Source organism: Lentilactobacillus diolivorans DSM 14421 (assembly GCF_001434255.1).
Classification (GTDB): Bacteria; Bacillota; Bacilli; order Lactobacillales; family Lactobacillaceae; genus Lentilactobacillus; species Lentilactobacillus diolivorans.
In genome coordinates this window covers 21,381-39,317 of the sequence record NZ_AZEY01000013.1, presented here as the reverse complement: position 1 = coordinate 39,317, position 17,937 = coordinate 21,381, and the positions used below count along the sequence as shown (strand labels likewise).

The following is a 17,937-nucleotide window of genomic DNA, read 5'->3' as shown; positions in this document are numbered from 1 at the left end:
CGATTCTGAATAATTATCATTTTATCTGATGCGTGTTGGCCGTCAGGTGGCATTACCGTTTTTTGTGATGATCAGTTGCCTGAGAGTGCGCTAATTTTCGACTTCTTGAGGAAGCCAACTTTATCATCCCGGTGACAATCATAGAAATCAGGACAATTAAGAAACCAGCCACTGATAATAATTTACCGATCCCAATTCCTGGAGTGGTGTAAGTTAAATGAATTTTATGGGTTCCAGCTGGTAATGATGCACCAACAAAGCCCTTGTTGACAACAAACGTGCTGGCCTTCTTACCATCGATTGTCAATTGCCAACCATGTGAGTAAGGAATTGAAGTGACCAAGGTGCTGGCGGATTGAGTATCTGACCTGCCGCTAACGTGATTATCATTGACTTTTAAATTAGTCAATCCAGACTGTTTTAGTTTGGATATTTGATTGTCATAGGACTTGTTAAACGGCATTGCGACGAGTTTGGCAGATTTGAATTTAATGTTTTTGACCATATTAAAATTCAACTTAACCCGTTTGCGAGCCTTGGCTGAGTATCCTAAATTTAAGACAATATCGTTGATTTGGCGGTAGTTTGAAAGATTATCACTATCATATTGTGCAAATCCATTATGAAAGCCGCTGGTGCGGGCATCAAAGTTATAACCACCAAAAGTTGGTGTTAGCAAGCTGTGACGGGCAACATCGAGCTTACCCAGATGAGAATACAGTTTGTTTTGCAACAGCAATTTATTAGCCATCCAGTTGTTATGGTCAGTCATCGTGGCGTTGGTCTGCTTAATTCCCGAAAGAACCAGATAAAGTTCGGCACTTCTAGTTTGCTTTGGCTTATTAACCTTCAAATAGTATTGAAGTGGCTTACCCATTACATCAGTTGTCATCTTTTTGAGGTTATTTCGATTTTCGTACTCATTATTTTCAAGAATCATCCGATTAGTTGCCAGTAAGTCCTTGGTTTTCGTTAAATTAGCACCTAGGCTGACTTGGGCGTGAGGCTGATCAATCACTTGTTTTTGATCCTTATCGCCAAGAACCCCCAGACGATAAGCCGTGAGTTTCTTACCGGAATCTATGAAAGCTGATCGATCAACTTGAACTTGATATCTGAGGTTCTGGCTTGGAGATTTGTAATTAAGTGGATGAGTGTCATGCTGATTATTAACAACCGCACCTTGAGTCATAATTCGTTCACGGTTTAATGGATCAAGTTGGTTATATTCAGCCGTTGAAACCGTCTTAAGCTGTGTATAGGCAAGTGGCAACGCGTTCCTGTTTTTGTAAATTACAGTTCCGTCCATGTTTTCGATGGCGGAAACCGCATTGACTCGAGATTTTGCTTGAAAGATTAATGGTTGCCCATTAGCTTTTTTAACGAGTTGATAGCCATACGGAACCATTGGTGGTTTTTCCGTGTTAGCTTTAGCAAACATATATTTAACGCCGATTAAGTCATTGAAGGCTGTTCGATAATCTCCTTGAGCGATCGGAGTATTCATTGAAAATTGACTATTACCAACCGATCTGGAAAACTTACCAAGATACCCGTTTTGAAGTGTTAAGTAGACAGAGGTGTTATTGATACCGGAATTAATTGAAAGGTCAGTGTTGGTATTTGTATAGTTTGCTAAATTTTGTAAGTGCTGGTTGTAGTGATAACGCGGTGCCATTGAGGTTCTGAAGAAGCCGGGTTGATTTTTGATATACGTTTGCGCATTGTTGTAATAATCTTTACCAAAGCGGGTGGCGAGACCACGGTTCAGCTGCTGAATTGCAAGATTACTAGCATTTGGACTGTAAATTCCGACAATGTTAGAGGCAATATTCAGCATGAAGATGCCTAAAATTAATAAGATTCGTGTAAGTGGCCGCCACTTAAAAGTGAAGATGATGAGTAACGCGATTATTGTGAGAAATAGGAAACCATATGAAACGGCATCATGGGCTTTTAGATTTAAAATAAATCCGTTTGTTGCCCAAACAAGGACAATTAATAGTATTCCAGTACCGGTTAGCCAAGCCACGTCTTGCTTGGTTAATGTATCCAAATTATCAATCAAAGCCATTGTTGCGAGGCCAAAGATAATGTTAGCCAGCAAGAACCAGCGATTGGAAGGTGTTGAGATCGCATTCATGATTGCACCAAAAGCTGGGATCAGAATGCCAATAAAGGCAACAATTAATCCAACGTTTTGCCAGAGGTAACGTTTAAAATGTCGAAGGGTATAAACGACACCCAGAAATGACAAGGATGAGATGCCGACTACTAACCAAAAATTCATTGCCCGTCCGGTTGTTAGAATTGAGCTTGGCATCTTTAGATAGTATTCTGGCGGGAAAAATGCCATTCCGTTTGCAAATGCCTGGTGAATTCGGGTCGACTTTGTTGCAAATAAAGCAGTTGGCAGAAAAACAACTGCAGACATTCCGAGCCCGAGAGCAACAGACCAGGCCATCTTCGCAAATGATTTTCCAAGATGAAAGCTGGCAGATTTTCGGAGACTCAAAGTTTGAATGACCGTGTATACAAGTGATCCGATTGCGAGAATCCAAGCAAAATAAAAGTTGGCAAATAATGTTAAAAAGACCGCTAAGGCTAGTGGAATCCAAGATTTATTGCGCATAATGCGGTCGATGCCGTAACATAACAGCGGGAAGAAAATTAATGGCAAAATAAAGAATGGATGGTGCAAACCAGTAGAAAGCGCATAGCCGTTAAAAGCATATGCAAGTGATCCAATGATTCGGCTAATTTTTTTGAAGTTGTAAGTTGATGAATACAACATAAAAGCCAGTCCAGAAACGTACATTCGTAAGAAAATCAGGACAGCAAATCCCAGTTCAATGTGTGACTGTGGAAATAAGATAATAAGGTAGTTAAATAAATCACCAATGACATAGTAAGATAGATTGGTTAATTGATCAGACCCCAGACTAATGTTCCATGCCCAGTGAGTAAATCCCTGACTGGGGTTGGAAAGGAAGGCTGCGATCATGTGGCGAAGTTGGACAAGAATTGGGTAATGCTGAGCAAAACCATCGAGTTCCCAAATCATTGAACGACCGGTCATTGCAAGAGTCCCAACGATGACACTGATTAGAACTGTAAATAACACCGTATATGTCACCCAAGCTGGTGTTTTTTGCCATAACTTTTTCAAGAGGATCCCCCTTTAAGTAGTGTGTGACCACCAGGTGAGATGCTTGGGGTCGCAATTTGAATAGGCTAACGATTAATCGTTAGTGTTAAAAATGGTTATCGGGCCATTTGGTTTGGATACGTGCTATCCAAGCCATCCATTATTATTATACAAAGATAGCGGCCGGAACCAAAACCTAAGTTTTGTCCCGGCCGCTATCTTAAGTTAAAATTAATTTGATTCATCGTCTGAATCGTTATTCTGATCACCGTTTGTTGGTTGAGGTTGGCGTTTGGTAACCTCAAACCAATTGATGAATGAATTTTCTAAGTCAATTACTTTGAAATCAAAGTTCTCAAATGAAATTTCCTCGCCACGTTTGACGTCTGGATAGTTATCCTGGAAATACCCGGCTAACGTCACGGCGTCTGAACTTGTGAATTCTGGAAAATCCGCGTCAAAGTATCGTTCAAAATCATGAGTGGTTAATTTACCACTTACTTGGTAGGTCCCGTTAGGCTGTTTGAAAATGTACTCGGTAAATGATGGATCAATTTCATCTCGGACAGTTCCAAACAATTCTTCATAGATATCTTTATCGGTAATAATCCCCGAAGTTCCACCATATTCGTCGACAACAACAACGATTGGTGTCCGTTTTTCAATCATTTGATGAAGGACATCGGTGATTGGTGTCATCTCCGGCGTTGTTGAAATATTTCTTAACAGGCGGTCCACCTTAACACTTGAGTCGACTTGAGACTGACGAATTAAGTCGTAGTTGTAGACATAACCTAAGATTTTATCCTTATCGTTGTTGGCAACAACTGGAATTCGGCTAAATTTCTTTTGTAGATAAACTTGGACGGCTTGTTTGATATTAGTTGTGATATCAATAACCACTAACTGGGTTCGGTCGATCATAATATCTTTCGCAACTTTATCGTTTAATTGAAAGGCTCTTCGCATGTATAGGTAGTCATTTTGCTCAAGGGCACCACTTTTAACCGCGTTCTTTGATAAGCTTAAAATTTCAGCTTGTGAGAACGACTCGGCATTTTCATTGGCAAATGGTAATCCCAGTAATTTGACGATCCCATTGGCTGAAACATTGAGTAACCAGACGAATGGGTAAAACATAATGTGAAAATAATGGAGTGGTGTTGAAACGAAGTTCAGGACCTTCATTGGCATGTCAATACTAATATTTTTTGGAACAATTTCTGTTAAAACAACTTCCAAATAGGTTAGAATGATAATCCCCAAAACAGCACCAATTGCATGTGCCGTAGTAGGATTGATTGGCGAATTGTGGACTTCCATAACGTCCACCAAAATTGTTACGACAAATGATTCACCAATATAACCAAGAATAATTCCTGCCAAGCTGACACCAACTTGGGTCGTCGATAAATATTCGTTAAGATTGGTTACCATGTGAATTTCGCGATTAAGCTTGGTAACTTTTTTTCCTTTAGTGATCTTCTTATCTTTTAGAGCTTTTTTTCTTTCTTCCAATGCGCTCAGCCTTGATTGAACAAGTGCAAACTCACTGGCAACGAAGAAAGCTGCAAAGAAGAACGTAACTATAATAATCAATAAATTGGTCATTAGCTGGCTATCGCCCAAAATTTTATTCCTCATTTCAAAATATATTTGATTAACTGATTATGTAAACATCAGATTACATCTAATTATACGCTGATACAAGGGATTTTTTAAGCAAATGGGCAGTTTGATGGACTTTTTTCTTAATTTTGTGGCAAATCAGTGCTACGCTTAACATAGACAAGAAATAAGGGGATGTAGATATGGCTGAAAAGGCTAAGGAAAGTGCAGAAGAAAAAAAGGCGGATGCAGAAGAGAAACCCGAAAGTAAATTTAATTTCTCAAGTGATGAAGTAAAAAAAGCTGTCGATTTGATTGAAGAAAAGGGATACATTACTAAAATCGACTTTAAAGAAATGGATGACGATGATTGGGCAAAGGGTTTCTCCAAAGAAATCGACAAGGTATTTCAAAAGAGTGATGAAGACCCATACATTTACTATGAAAAGTTTGACTTTGTTGGTGGTGATATTGATTCCATTATTTGGAATATGGATGTCATCAAAACGCGTGAAGGTGCTTTGGAGAAGTTGGCTGACGTGCTGAAGAAGCGAATTAAGTAAACAGAGTGGACCAGCAAGCGTTTAGGCCCCGGCCATATAAGCCCCCTAACTTGATATTCCCGATTTTGGAATATCAAGTTAGGGGGCTTATATGGCCGGAGCCTGCTTGCTGGTCCACGTTTTAACCAAATAAAAAGCGCAACAAGATATTCCCGATTTTGGAATATCAAGGTTAGGGGGCTTATATGGCCGGGGCCTGCTTGCTGGTCCACGTTTTCAACCAAGTAAAAAGGTCAACAAGATATTCCCGATTTTGGAATATCAAGTTAGGGGGCTTATATGGCCGGGGTCTGCTTGCTGGCCCACGTTTCAACCAAGTAAGAAGTTCAACAAGATATTCCAGACTTGAATATTTGGATAATTCGATTACGCGGCAGGAAGTTGTCCTTTATCCCGTATTTTTGCTTGGTAATAATCGTAATTAGACAAGAAGAACGGCCGGAAGTTGCCTTTTGTCCCGCGTCTTCGCTCGGTAACAATCGTGTTTACACGAACAGAGGCTGGGATAAATGACGATTGTCTCAACCTCTTGCTTAGTTATGTGAGGAGTAACGTTTGATAATGCAGCCGTTTCTTCAGGCATGAATTATCGTAATTGATTAGTTTTTGTACTGTTTGCCTAATTCATAGACCAGCTCCGGTTCATTGCCTGTTCGCTGATTTCGATTCATAATGTCGAGCATTGATTGTTCGTCATCGCTTAATTCAAAATCCAATTCGGCATTTTCCTTAATTCGTTGAGGTGTCTGTGATTTTGGAATAATCGAAATGCCGCGCTGAATATCCCAGCGTAATACAATCTGGGCAGGTGTCTTTCCGTGATGCTTAGCAATTTTTTCAAGCATTGGATTGTCCAATACCAAACCACGGCCAAGGGGACTCCAAGCTTGCGTGATAATTGATTGTTTGGTATTAAAGTCAATCATTGGTTGTTGCGTAAAGTAAGGGTGGGTTTCAATTTGGTTGACAACCGGCATTTCATCGGCCTGAGTTTTAAGCAGTTCCAACTGTGACCGGGTAAAATTGCTAACACCAATCGAGCGTACTTTCCCCTGTTTCTTTAATTCTTCAAAGGCTTTCCAAGTTTCAAAAAATTTATCTGCAATTGGCCAGTGAACGAGTAGGAGATCCACATAGTCAGTTCCCAATTGTTCTAACGAAAACTCAGTGCTATTAATGGTTAAATCGTGTCCCTGATTCATTTCAGTAACTTTGTCGATGATAAACACCTTGTCCCGGCTAACCCCTAGTCTGGCAATGGCGTCTCCCAGAACTTTCTCGTTTCGGTAGTATTGAGCGGTGTCAAATAACCGATATCCGGCCTCATAAGCGGTCTGAACGGATTGGGTCATGAGCTCAGGCTTGTTAATTTTATAGGTACCAAATCCTAGGATGGGCATCTGATTCCCGTCTGCTAATTGATAAGTACTTTTATCTGGTTCAAACATGATTTCCCTCCAAAATAATATCACGAGTATTTTAATGTTGGTCTGGCTGATTGTTCCTCTGATTAATTGGCTATTCAACCCCAATCAACTTTAATTGATATCAACTTATATAGTAGCAATTATTAATAATCATTGAAAGCGCTTAGCTAAATCATTCCCCTAAGCCGCCTAAATGATAAAATAAAGTGGTTAAGATACAATTGGATTAGATAAAAGATGAGGGTGATGGGATGGGGTATTTATTTTTGACGTTAGCAATTGCTGGCGAGATTATTGGCACAAATTTATTGAAAGCTTCGGATGGGTTCACCAGTTTGGTTCCGGCCGTCGCGTCGTTAATTTCTTATGGGCTTTGCTTTTATTTTATGGCATTGACGCTAAAAACGGTTAATCTAAACGTGACATACGCAATTTGGTCTGGCGTCGGCATTGTTATTACAACGCTTATTGCGGTCTTTTATTGGAAAGAACCGGTAAATTTTGCCAGTATTTTAGGAATTGGGTTGATCCTGATCGGGGTGGCGATATTAGATCTGTATGGGCCGTCATCTCATTAATTAAATTTAACGTGATCTTAAAATAATTTAAACTTCTTGAAATGCCGTACGAAAATATGTGAATCTTTTGGGTTATTTTGTACAATGATGGTAAAGCGAGGTGTTGATAGGATGGCTGAGGTAAATTTATCAAATATCAATCCTGATCAGGGATTATCTAACGCGCAGGTTAATCAGCAAATTAAAAATGGTAAGAAAAATGCTGCTGAACAATCTCTGACTAGAAGCATCCAGGAGATTCTTCGCGATAACATTTTTACACTCTTCAACCTGATTAACGTTGTCTTAGGGGCGTTAGTCTTTTACACCGGCAGCTATAAAAATTTGTTGTTTTTGGGAATCGCCATTTTTAATACGGCGATTGGAATCATCCAAGAAATTCGGTCAAAACGCCAAGTTGATAAAATGGTGTTGTTAGCAGAGGGAAAAACGACCGTTATTCGCAATAGTCAGGTGATTGAAATCCGGCCGGAAAATATCGTGCTTGGTGATATTATTGTCCTTGGCCGGGGGGATCAAATTCCGGTTGACGGAAAGGTGTTGGTTAGTCGCGGAATTGAGATTGACGAGTCGCCGATTACTGGTGAATCAGTTACCATTTCAAAGCAAGTTGACGATCAAGTAACGTCGGGGACTTATTTAGTTGGTGGCTCCGGAAAAATGTTGGTCACGAAAGTTGGCAAGGATACGTTTGTCAATCACATTTCCAATGAAGCTAAAAAAGGTGAAGATACCTCCAGCATTTTATTGAACACCATTAATCGAATTATTAAAGTTTTGACGTACGTGATTATTCCACTGGGAATGATTTTGTTTGCTGCCAAGTTATTTGGCGGTACAGGGATTAATCGAGCAATTTTAGGTTCAGTAGCTGCGATGATTGGCATGATTCCTGAAGGATTAGTGTTGTTGACATCAATGACACTGGCAGTTTCTGCAATGCACCTGGCCCGCAAGAAAACGTTGGTTAGAGATTTACCCGCCATTGAAACGTTGGCTCGGGTTGATATCATTTGTCTGGATAAAACAGGGACGATTACCAGTGGTGATTTGAAGTTTGTTGATGCCATTCCTTTAAAAAGGGACGTTTCTGCGACTCAGCTAAAGCGGCTAACCGCTGGGATTACGTATGCCACGGGGGATAGTAATGAAACTGCTAATGCGATTAAAGAAGCGATTGATGATCCTAAGATGGTTTCCCAAAAGATTGTCCCGTTTTCATCCGATCGAAAGTGGAGTGGTGCTGGCTTTGAGAATGATGATTATGTCTTTGGTGCACCTCAGTTCATTTTTAAGCAATTAAGTGAGGGCACCAAGCAGCAGGTCCAACATTATGCGAGCCAGGGATACCGAGTTTTGGCGGTTGCCAAAGTGGATGATGTTGATGTAAAACAAGTTTTGAAAAATCCGGAACTGATTGGGTTAATCTTAATTTCTGATGTGATTCGACCCAATGCTTATAATACGTTTCAGTATTTTAAGAACCAGGATGTGGTCATTAAAGTCATTTCTGGTGATGATCCAACAACGGTCTCAACGATTGCCCAGAATGCCGGAATTCAAAACGCTGAAAGAAAGATTGATATGTCAACGGTCACTGATGACGTTGACTTTGGCAAAATCGCAACGGAAAATACAGTATTTGGTCGGGTGACACCTGATCAAAAGAAACGGCTGATTAGCTCACTTCAAGATCGTCAGCACACGGTTGCGATGACTGGCGATGGGGTTAATGATCTGTTAGCGCTGCGACAAGCAGATTGCGGGATTGCGATGGCTTCGGGAAGTGAGAGTACTAAAAGTATTGCCGATTTTGTGTTAATTAATTCAAACTTTGATGCAATGATTGATGTGTTAAAAGAAGGACGCCGGGTTATCAATAATATTGAACGAGTAGCTTCGATGTATTTAATTAAAACGATGTATTCGGTTGCCTTGTCATTTATCTTTGTGTTTATGACCGTCGGTTATCCGTTTGAGCCAATCCAATTAACCCCAATCACGTCCTTAATGGTAGGAATTCCGTCGTTTTTCCTGGCTTTGGAACCAAACTTCAGTCGAATTACAAATCAATTTATGAAGCAGGTTTTGATTGTTTCAACGCCCGCAGCAATTTGTATTGTGGGCTATATCATGTTCATTGAGTTTATTGGAACAGTCTTTGGTATGCGTTATGAGTTTACGTCAACGTTGTGTGTCCTGTTAACCGGGGCAATTTGCTGGCTGGCATTAGTGATGGTTTCGCGGCCACTGAATCGATTAAAGGTTGGAATGGACTTACTTGTATTAGTTGCCTTTCTAGCGATCATCGTCTTCTTTAATGATTTGTTTTCACTGGTCTCATTCTTTAATAAGGATATCTGGCTGTATGGGATTCCCTTGATAGCAACTGCTTATCCACTGTATATTTTTATGCAGGGTGTGATTGCGACGTTTTTGAATAAGCGTGAGGCAAAGCGTGCGAAAAGACGCGGGTAGCATACTAGATGATGCTTTTAAGCCGAAAGTATGCCAATTGGTATAGTTGACATTTATGTCCTTGGCGTTTTCGAGCTTGACAGCACATAATAAGTCTTTTTCGCAGGTGGCTAATCGATATCGGTTTTACCGTGATACCACTAAAAAATCATTAAAATTGCAATATAAAAAGGTGTTAAAACAAGGATTACCTTGTCTTAGCACCTTTATTAACAGAGTGGCCTTAAGATCTTTGTTTGAGTTTAAGACTCACTTTGAGAACTGTATGTGGGATTATCTGAAATTATTTACGGGAAGCTGACTTCTTAGCAGTGGTCTTTTTGGTAGTTGACTTTTTTGTAGTCTTCTTGCCAAGAGCCTTCTTGTAAGCAGCGGCAGCTTTCTTGTAGTTTGCTTTAGCCTTGGTAAAGTTTTTCTTAGCTTTAGTGTAGGCCTTCTTATTCTTTGTAGTCTTAGCTTTAGTGTAAGCTTTCTTAGCTTTGGTAAAGTTCTTCTTAGCCGTAGTGTAAGCTTTTTTGGCTTTAGTGTAAGCCTTTTTAGCAGCAGCTTTCTTAGTCGTCTTAGCAGACTTCTTAGGAGTTGTTGATGATGATGTTGTCGTAGGTTCACTTGAATCTACAGATGATGAACTAACTGTTGGTGTGGTTGTTGAACCACTGGTTGCAGTTGTTGAACCACTAGTAGTAGATGCACTAGTAGCTGTTGGTGTGGTATCAGCGTTGTTGGCAAGTGCGTTGGCAGATGCAACTGAACCAACACCAAAAATAGTAGCCAATGCTACCAAGTTGATTAATGTTTTCTTCATAAAAGAAACCTCCTCGATTTTTAACCCAATGCCCAATACAGTTCTACATTCTCTAACACACCATAATATGTAGGTTAATTCCAAAAATTAACATTGATGGGGTGTGTATGGACTCAAATAATAAACCAATCGGAATGATTACACGTGTTTACCATTCAGCCCATTGACTAGTTTAGCACTAACTCTTTAATAATAACACCCAACGATCGTTATCAGTAAAAGTTAATCACTACATAACCCATAGAAAATGTTAACATTCATTATAGTGTGCTAAGGTGATTTTTTGCAATAGCTTTTTACTGAAATTTATTAGCAAACTGTAGGTTTGCAATAAATTGTCCTGATAAATTAAAAAATGAAATAGCGTGGTAATCAGGTTAAAAACGTTTTAGCTAACATGTGTGATTAAATTGTTAGGGGACTAGACTTTTTATGTCATAATTACGGGAATTTGCATCACAAAAAAATAATTAGCATATAATCCAAATAAAATGTTACTATTCGTAATAGCTGTATATGAGTTGTACTATTCGATTTTTTATGAGGATTGGGTGATTTTTTTGTTGAGGTATTTGAAGTTTTTCCGAGAGCCTTTCTTTTACTATTTTTTAGTAGTCAGTATTTGGTTCATGAGTTTTTGTAGTTATACGTCACCGTTGTTTTATTTTGATTATTCACCGGATAATAATTGTTTTTTTACGGTTGGTAAAGCAATGATGCATGGCATTCTCCCTTACAGGGACGTTTTTGAACAGAAGGGACCATATGTTTACTTGATTCACGGCATTGCGTCACTAATGAGTGGCCGTTCTTTATTGGGAATGTTCCCCTTTGAAGTGCTGAGCTTATTAATAACGATGATCGTTGTTTACATGATTGCTGGTTTATACATACATAAAAGTGCTGCCGGAATTATCGCGATTTTTTCGCCGGTCTTTCAACTCTTTCATCCGTATTACACCTATGGCGATACAGTCGAATCCTTCCTGTTTCCGGCCATGTTAATGCTGATTTATTCATTGCTACGGGCGGATCAAGAGAATCTTAAGCTGTCTAAGGCCGGTTGGACAATTCAGGGATTTCTTGTTGGACTCACATTCTTAATGAAGTACACACTTTTAGGTGGTTGGATTATTTTTTATATCTGGATTTTTATTGAGTATGTTACCGATAAACGATATCGGGATATTCAGCGATTAATTTTATGGAGCTTATTAGGCTTTTTAATTGCAATTGTGCCTTGGCTGATTTATTTCTTAGTAACGCATTCATTGGCGGCCTTTATTCACGTCTATTTCTATGAAAATATGCATGTTTATATGCTGTCGGATAATTCGGTGTTCGCCAAGTTTCTTGAGTCACTAACAATTTATAGCAGTTTTCTGCGCCAAGATCCGTTAATCTTTGTATGTGGTTTTATCGGATTGATTTATTTGATGTTTACAAATTCGATTTTTAAAACATGGCATGGAAAAGCGTTGTTTGTGGCTATGATGATTAGTAACGCTGCTTTTGTTGTTTATGGATATCATGCCGGCCAGGTCTATCAATATTATGAGTTGGCATTCTTTCCTTATATTGTTGTGCCAAGTGTGTTTTTACTAATTCAATTATTTAAGTTTTATCAATTTAAGATTACAAAAGTTAATGAGTCGCAAATTTTTATTGGGAGTGTCTTAATCAGCTTATTTTTAGTGCTGGGGGTTAATAATAATATTTTAAGTTCCAAAATTTTTCCGAATAATGCGTCAGTGACATTACAGTCCACGACGAAGCCACAGCAGCCGGCTCAGATTATTTTTGGGAACATCATGCGGCAGCAGAGTCATGGTAGACCAACATTATTGAATTATGGATCAATTGACATGGGATTTTACACAACGTCTGGCGCATTGCCAACGAATTATTATTTCCAAAACTATAATATTGCGTATAACAAGGCACCTCAAATTATGAATTCGCAAAATGAGTCGATTAAGAAGGCTAAGACGCAGTGGGTTGTAGTGAATACACCAGCTGGAAAGAATATTAAGCAGTGGCACGGTACAGGTAGCAAAAAAATTAGTGCAGGGAATCTAAATCCAGGAACGAAAAAGATTTCAAAAGTCATGTTAAGAAATTATCGAGTGGTGGCACTGCACACTCAAAATTTTGAAAATACCAATGTGGCGTATTGGTTGTTAAAAAGAAAGAGTGCAAAACCAAGCGATTAGTTTCCAGAATATAAGGCCCTTAGGCGATCTCCCTTGTTTGGGGAGATCGCCTAAGGGCCTTATATGGCCAGAAACTGCTTGGCTTTCTGTACATTTAGCAAGTCCGGAGCATAATCAATATTTTTGTGGAAAGCCAGTATCAGCTATGGGGATGTCTGAGGTCGCACAATTAGGAATAGTAGGCCAAGTAATATGCGAATTGTAAATGATTTTAATTGTATCGTCACAAAAAAACAGTTGGGTCGATTACGTTCGGCGACCTACTGTTTTTTTCTGAATAGCTGGATGATACAAACTGTTGTATTTTAATTTCACATTACCTAGTCGTTAAGACTAGATAATGTGATATAATAAAATCAAAGAGGTGATCCCATGGAATCGAGTAAAGAACAGTACGAAAAATATGAACAGTGGGAACAAAGGCTAAAAACTGCAGAACTGCCATTGTGGTCAGAGCTACCAAAATTTGATTTATATATGGATCAGGTGACAGCACTGGTTAACGATATATTGGGACCGATTGGTGTTGATCAAGTAACGCCTGCGATGATTAACAATTATGTTAAGCATAAAGCCATTATCGCCCCGGTAAAGAAGAAATATCAGACAATGCAAATTGCTGATATTATTCTAATCAGTCTGTTAAAGCCGGCATTTTCTTTAGAAACAATTCGGCATGGCATTGATCAGGTGACGGCAAATATTTACCCACAGCAAGCATATGACAGTTTTATTAAACGGTTGATGTTTTCATTTAAAAGTATCGATAGTCGAAATAGTCGTGCCTTAGCTGAGGACAATTTGAACGATAAGTTGATGCAAGTTGCCGTGAATGTCATTATTGACCGACTCCAATCTGAAAAATTATTGGGAATTATTGAAAAACCTTTGACTAAAATAATTAAATAGTGAACCGTTTCACTTTAAATTAACTGTAATCGGTTACATTTAAGAGGGGCCTGAAATTCAGACTCCTCTTTCTTTATGCATACTCCGACAAGGGAAGAGGAAGGCTTAATAATTTATGTGATTTTTTACACAAAAGTATTTACATCTCAGAAAAACGTGATATCATTATCCATGTGAAAGAGATAACAAAGAACTTTTCATTGGAGGAAAGCAATGATAGAAAATAAAGTAAAAGTTGAAAAGAAGAATGAAAAGACCGATGTTGACACTGTAATTAATCAGTTGGTTTCAAAAGCACAAAAAGCACTTAAAATTATGGATTCATTTGACCAAGAGAAAGTTGATCATATTACCCATGCAATGGTAATGGCCGGCCAAGACAAGCATATGGAACTTGCCACAATGGCATATGAAGAAACCGGCCGTGGTGTTGCTGAAGATAAGGCAATCAAGAATATGTACGCAACTGAAGAGATTTGGCACAGCATTCGGAACCACAAAACAGTTGGTGTGATTAAAGATGACCATGAACGTCAATTGATCACAGTTGCTGAACCACTTGGTGTTCTTGCTGGGATCACACCAGTTACCAATCCAACTTCAACAACTTTGTTTAAATCAATCATTGCCATGAAAACGCGAAATCCAATTATTTTCAGTTTTCATCCTCAAGCATTAAAGTCATCAATTGCTGCTGCAAAAGTGGTTCGTGATGCCGCAATTGAAGCCGGTGCTCCTGAAGGTGTTATCCAATGGATTACTGAGCCAAGTATTGAAGCAACCGATAAATTAATTAACAATCCCGGTGTTGCCAGTACATTAGCTACGGGAGGCCCTGGTATGGTTAAAGCCGCTTATTCTACCGGGAAACCAGCTTTGGGTGTTGGTCCTGGTAACGGTCCGGTTTATATTGAAAGAACCGCTAAAATTGCCAGAGCCGTGAACGATTTGGTCCTATCCAAGACATTTGATAATGGGATGATTTGTGCGACTGAAAACAGTGCCATTATTGATACTGAAGTTTACGATGAAGTAAAAGCCAATTTGGTTAAGAACGGCGTCTTCTTCATCGCAAAAAAAGATGAGCCCAAATTGACTGAAGCAATGTTTGATCCAAAACGTGGCAGTGTCCGTGGACCAATTGCCGGTCAGTCTGCTAAGAAAATCGCTAAAATTGCCGGCATCAAAGTTCCGGAAAATACGAAGGTACTGGCAGCTGAATTGACGGGGGTTGGACCTAAGTACCCATTATCCGGCGAAAAATTGAGCCCGGTCATTTCCGTCTATAAGGCTAATAGTCATGAAGATGCCTTCGAAATTGCTGAAAAGTTGCTGAACTACGGTGGCTTGGGTCATACTGCAGCAATTCAAACGATGGATGACAAAATTGCTCTTGAATTTGGCAAGAAGATGAAGGCAGCTCGGGTATTGGTTAACACGCCTGGTGGATTTGGCGGCTTAGGTAACCTTTATAATGAAATGACACCATCATTGACGCTTGGTACCGGTTCATGGGGTGGTAATTCCATTTCCCATAACGTTACTGATTACGACCTGTTGAACATTAAAACTATCGCAAAGAGACGAAATAATATGCAATGGATTAAATTACCACGAGTTTACTTTGAAAAGACTTCAATTCGTTACCTTGACGACATGCCAGGAATTAACAAAGTCTTTATCGTTACGACACCTGGGATGGTTGAACATGGTTATGTTGACACGGTCTTAGATGAGCTAAAGCGTCGACCAAATGAAATTGAATATTCACTTTTCTCAGATGTTGAGCCGGATCCAACGACTGACACAGTTGAAAAGGGGGTTGCCCAGATGCGCGCATTCAAGCCCGATACCATTATCGCGCTTGGAGGTGGTTCACCACTGGATGCCGCTAAGAATATGTGGCTGTTTTACGAAGATCCAACGACAAGTTTCTTTGGTGCTAAACAGAAGTTCTTGGATATTAGAAAACGGGCTTATCGCTTCAAGAAACCACGTAAAGCACAAATGATTGCCATTCCAACGACCTCGGGAACTGGTTCAGAAGTTACCCCGTTTGCTGTTATCACAGATTCTAAAACGCATGTTAAATACCCGTTAGCTGACTATGCTTTGACACCTGATGTTGCAATCGTCGATCCTCAGTTCGTTCAAACGGTACCTAAAGGCACGGTTGCAGCATCGGGATTAGATACCCTTTGCCACGGCTTTGAATCATTTGTTTCAACAATGGCTTCGGATTACACACGGCCATTATCTTTGCAAGCCATTAAGCTGGTATTTGATAATTTAACTGCGTCATACAACGGTGATCCCCAAGCCCGAGAAGAAATGCATAATGCAGCAACTCTTGCCGGAATGGCCTTTGCCAATGCCTTCCTCGGAATTACCCACTCGGTTGCTCATAAGCTCGGCGGTGAATTTGGGATTACCCATGGCATCGCAATTGCAATCACGGTACCACACGTTATTCGTTATAACGCCAAGTTACCGGAAAAAATTGCCGTATGGCCTAAGTATGAGTCCTTTAGAGCTAATAAAGATTATGCTCAAATTGCCCGCTATGTTGGCGTTGAAGGCAATACGGATGAAGAGTTAATTGAAGGGTTGGTTCAAAAATTCATTAACCTGGCTCATTCAGTTGGCGTTACGCTTAGCTTGAAAGCCCAAGGTGTTGACAAAGCCAAGTTTGAAGCTTCACTTGACAAATTAGCAACCCTTGCTTACGAAGATCAATGCACAACGGCTAACCCAAAGGAGCCACTCATTGCTGATTTGAAACAGATCATGATTGATGATTACGAAGGGACAAACGTTGAAAAGTAAGCTGATAAGTTTTGACTTGAAACTTTGTACCTACAATCACAAAACTGATTAAATGAATAAATAAGTGAGAAGTTGAGACGATTGTGAATTTTGTCTCAGCTTTTTTACTTTATCATCGATTCTGGTTAAGTTAATGGTTACTTATACCAATCATTAGTAATTTATAATTTTAGCATAAGTCACTTTAAGTGCTTCTGGTTAATGTTCATGATAACCTATAAATGTAGACATGTAACCGTTTCCATTATAGGAGGAGCATTATTATGAAAATTGGCGTACCTACAGAAACTAAGGCTCAAGAAAAAAGAGTTGGTGTAACACCTAGTAATGTCGGTAATTTAATTCATGCCGGCCACCAAGTAGTTGTTCAAAGTGGGGCTGGAATGGGTGCCGGATATTCGGACGATGATTATAAGCAAATGGGAGCAAGGATTGGATCGGCGGAAGATGCTTGGGATTGCGATATGGTTATTAAGGTTAAGGAGCCATTACCATCGGAATATCAGTATTTACGTGATGGTTTAATTGTGTACACATACTTGCATCTAGCTGCAGACAAGGAATTAGCGGAGGCTCTGATTGACAGCAATGCCACCGGAGTAGCTTACGAAACGATGATCGGACCACGTGGTGGTTTACCATTGTTATTTCCAATGAGTGAGATTGCTGGGCGAATGTCGGTTCAAGTGGGGGCTCATTTTCTGGAGCAGCCACACCAGGGAAAAGGTTTGCTTCTAGCGGGTGCCACGGGTGTTAAACGGGGTAACGTCGTGATTATTGGAGCTGGGACTGTTGGATTTAATGCTGCCAAAATGGCTATTGGACTTGGCGCGAACGTGACAATTTTGGATATTAATGCGCAACGTTTAGCTGAGGTAGAAAGTTTCTTTGACGGTAAAATTCAAACATTGATGTCAAATCGCCATAACATTGCGACTGCGATTAAAGATGCCGATCTTGCTATTGGAGCAGTGTTGATTCCGGGGGCTGCTGCGCCAAAATTAGTGAGTGAAGAAATGGTTGCCAACATGGCTCCTGGATCAGTAATTGTTGATATTCCAATTGATCAGGGTGGTATTTTTGAAACCAGTACCCATGCGACAACTCATCAGGATCCAATTTATATTTCTCATGGTGTGAGTCATTATACGGTTGCCAACGTGCCGGGAGCCGTTCCTAAGACCGCTACCGATGCCTTATCCAGTGCAACAATTCCATACGCATTGGAAATTGCTAATAAGGGATTAATTCAAGCTGCTGAAGATGACAACACGATCTTAACTGGAATTAACACTTATCAAGGAGATGTCACTGAGCAAGCAGTTGCAGAAAGTTTGGATATGCCTTATGCAAAGTTTGATGCCAATTTGACGGTTTAATTC

Annotated in this window: 11 protein-coding genes; 7 read left to right on the top strand and 4 right to left on the bottom strand. The window is 39.8% G+C overall.

All coding sequences use genetic code 11. The features are described 5' to 3' along the window. Positions 1-52 precede the first annotated feature (52 nt). The gene (locus FC85_RS01000) at positions 53-3,169 is read right to left on the bottom strand and encodes a YfhO family protein (protein ID WP_057863712.1); all 3,117 of its coding nucleotides are present in this window, start codon (positions 3,167-3,169) and stop codon (positions 53-55) included. 210 nt (positions 3,170-3,379) lie between these two features. After that, a complete protein-coding gene (locus FC85_RS00995; protein WP_057863711.1) occupies positions 3,380-4,792 on the bottom strand; it encodes a hemolysin family protein in 1,413 nt (470 codons plus the stop codon). A gap of 167 nt (positions 4,793-4,959) precedes the next feature. Here FC85_RS00995 and FC85_RS00990 point away from each other — a divergent pair, with 167 nt between their 5' ends. Further along, complete coding sequence (locus FC85_RS00990) at positions 4,960-5,319, top strand: class I SAM-dependent methyltransferase (protein WP_057863710.1); 360 nt, start codon at positions 4,960-4,962, stop codon at positions 5,317-5,319. 599 nt (positions 5,320-5,918) lie between these two features. On the opposite strand, the gene FC85_RS00980 is transcribed toward FC85_RS00990, so the two are convergent. Further along, positions 5,919-6,767 (bottom strand): aldo/keto reductase, encoded by an 849-nt coding sequence (locus tag FC85_RS00980; RefSeq protein WP_057863708.1) that lies wholly within the window; start codon positions 6,765-6,767, stop codon positions 5,919-5,921. Between the two features lie 230 nt (positions 6,768-6,997). Here FC85_RS00980 and FC85_RS00975 point away from each other — a divergent pair, with 230 nt between their 5' ends. Then, positions 6,998-7,324: a DMT family transporter gene (locus FC85_RS00975; RefSeq protein ID WP_057863707.1), complete on the top strand. Its 327-nt coding sequence runs from the start codon at positions 6,998-7,000 to the stop codon at positions 7,322-7,324. Positions 7,325-7,435: 111 nt separating this feature from the next. After that, positions 7,436-9,802, top strand: coding sequence for an HAD-IC family P-type ATPase (locus FC85_RS00970; RefSeq protein ID WP_057863706.1), 2,367 nt, complete (start codon positions 7,436-7,438; stop codon positions 9,800-9,802). Between the two features lie 283 nt (positions 9,803-10,085). On the opposite strand, the gene FC85_RS00965 is transcribed toward FC85_RS00970, so the two are convergent. Beyond that, the gene (locus FC85_RS00965; RefSeq protein WP_057863705.1) at positions 10,086-10,607 is read right to left on the bottom strand and encodes a hypothetical protein; all 522 of its coding nucleotides are present in this window, start codon (positions 10,605-10,607) and stop codon (positions 10,086-10,088) included. Positions 10,608-11,236: 629 nt separating this feature from the next. On the opposite strand from FC85_RS00965, the gene FC85_RS00960 reads away from it, so the two are divergent. The 4 genes from FC85_RS00960 (at position 11,237) to ald (ending at position 17,934) form a co-directional block, all read left to right on the top strand. Beyond that, positions 11,237-12,820 carry an ArnT family glycosyltransferase gene (locus tag FC85_RS00960; protein WP_225427602.1) on the top strand — a complete coding sequence of 528 codons (1,584 nt, stop codon included), beginning with the start codon at positions 11,237-11,239 and terminating at the stop codon, positions 12,818-12,820. A gap of 372 nt (positions 12,821-13,192) precedes the next feature. Next, the gene (locus FC85_RS00955; protein WP_057863703.1) at positions 13,193-13,729 is read left to right on the top strand and encodes a DUF1836 domain-containing protein; all 537 of its coding nucleotides are present in this window, start codon (positions 13,193-13,195) and stop codon (positions 13,727-13,729) included. A gap of 213 nt (positions 13,730-13,942) precedes the next feature. Beyond that, positions 13,943-16,555 carry a bifunctional acetaldehyde-CoA/alcohol dehydrogenase gene (gene adhE / locus FC85_RS00950; RefSeq protein WP_057863702.1) on the top strand — a complete coding sequence of 871 codons (2,613 nt, stop codon included), beginning with the start codon at positions 13,943-13,945 and terminating at the stop codon, positions 16,553-16,555. A 263-nt stretch (positions 16,556-16,818) separates the two neighbouring features. Further along, positions 16,819-17,934, top strand: a complete 1,116-nt coding sequence (gene ald / locus FC85_RS00945) for an alanine dehydrogenase (protein ID WP_057863701.1) — start codon at positions 16,819-16,821, stop codon at positions 17,932-17,934. The last annotated feature ends 3 nt before the right edge of the window (positions 17,935-17,937 follow it).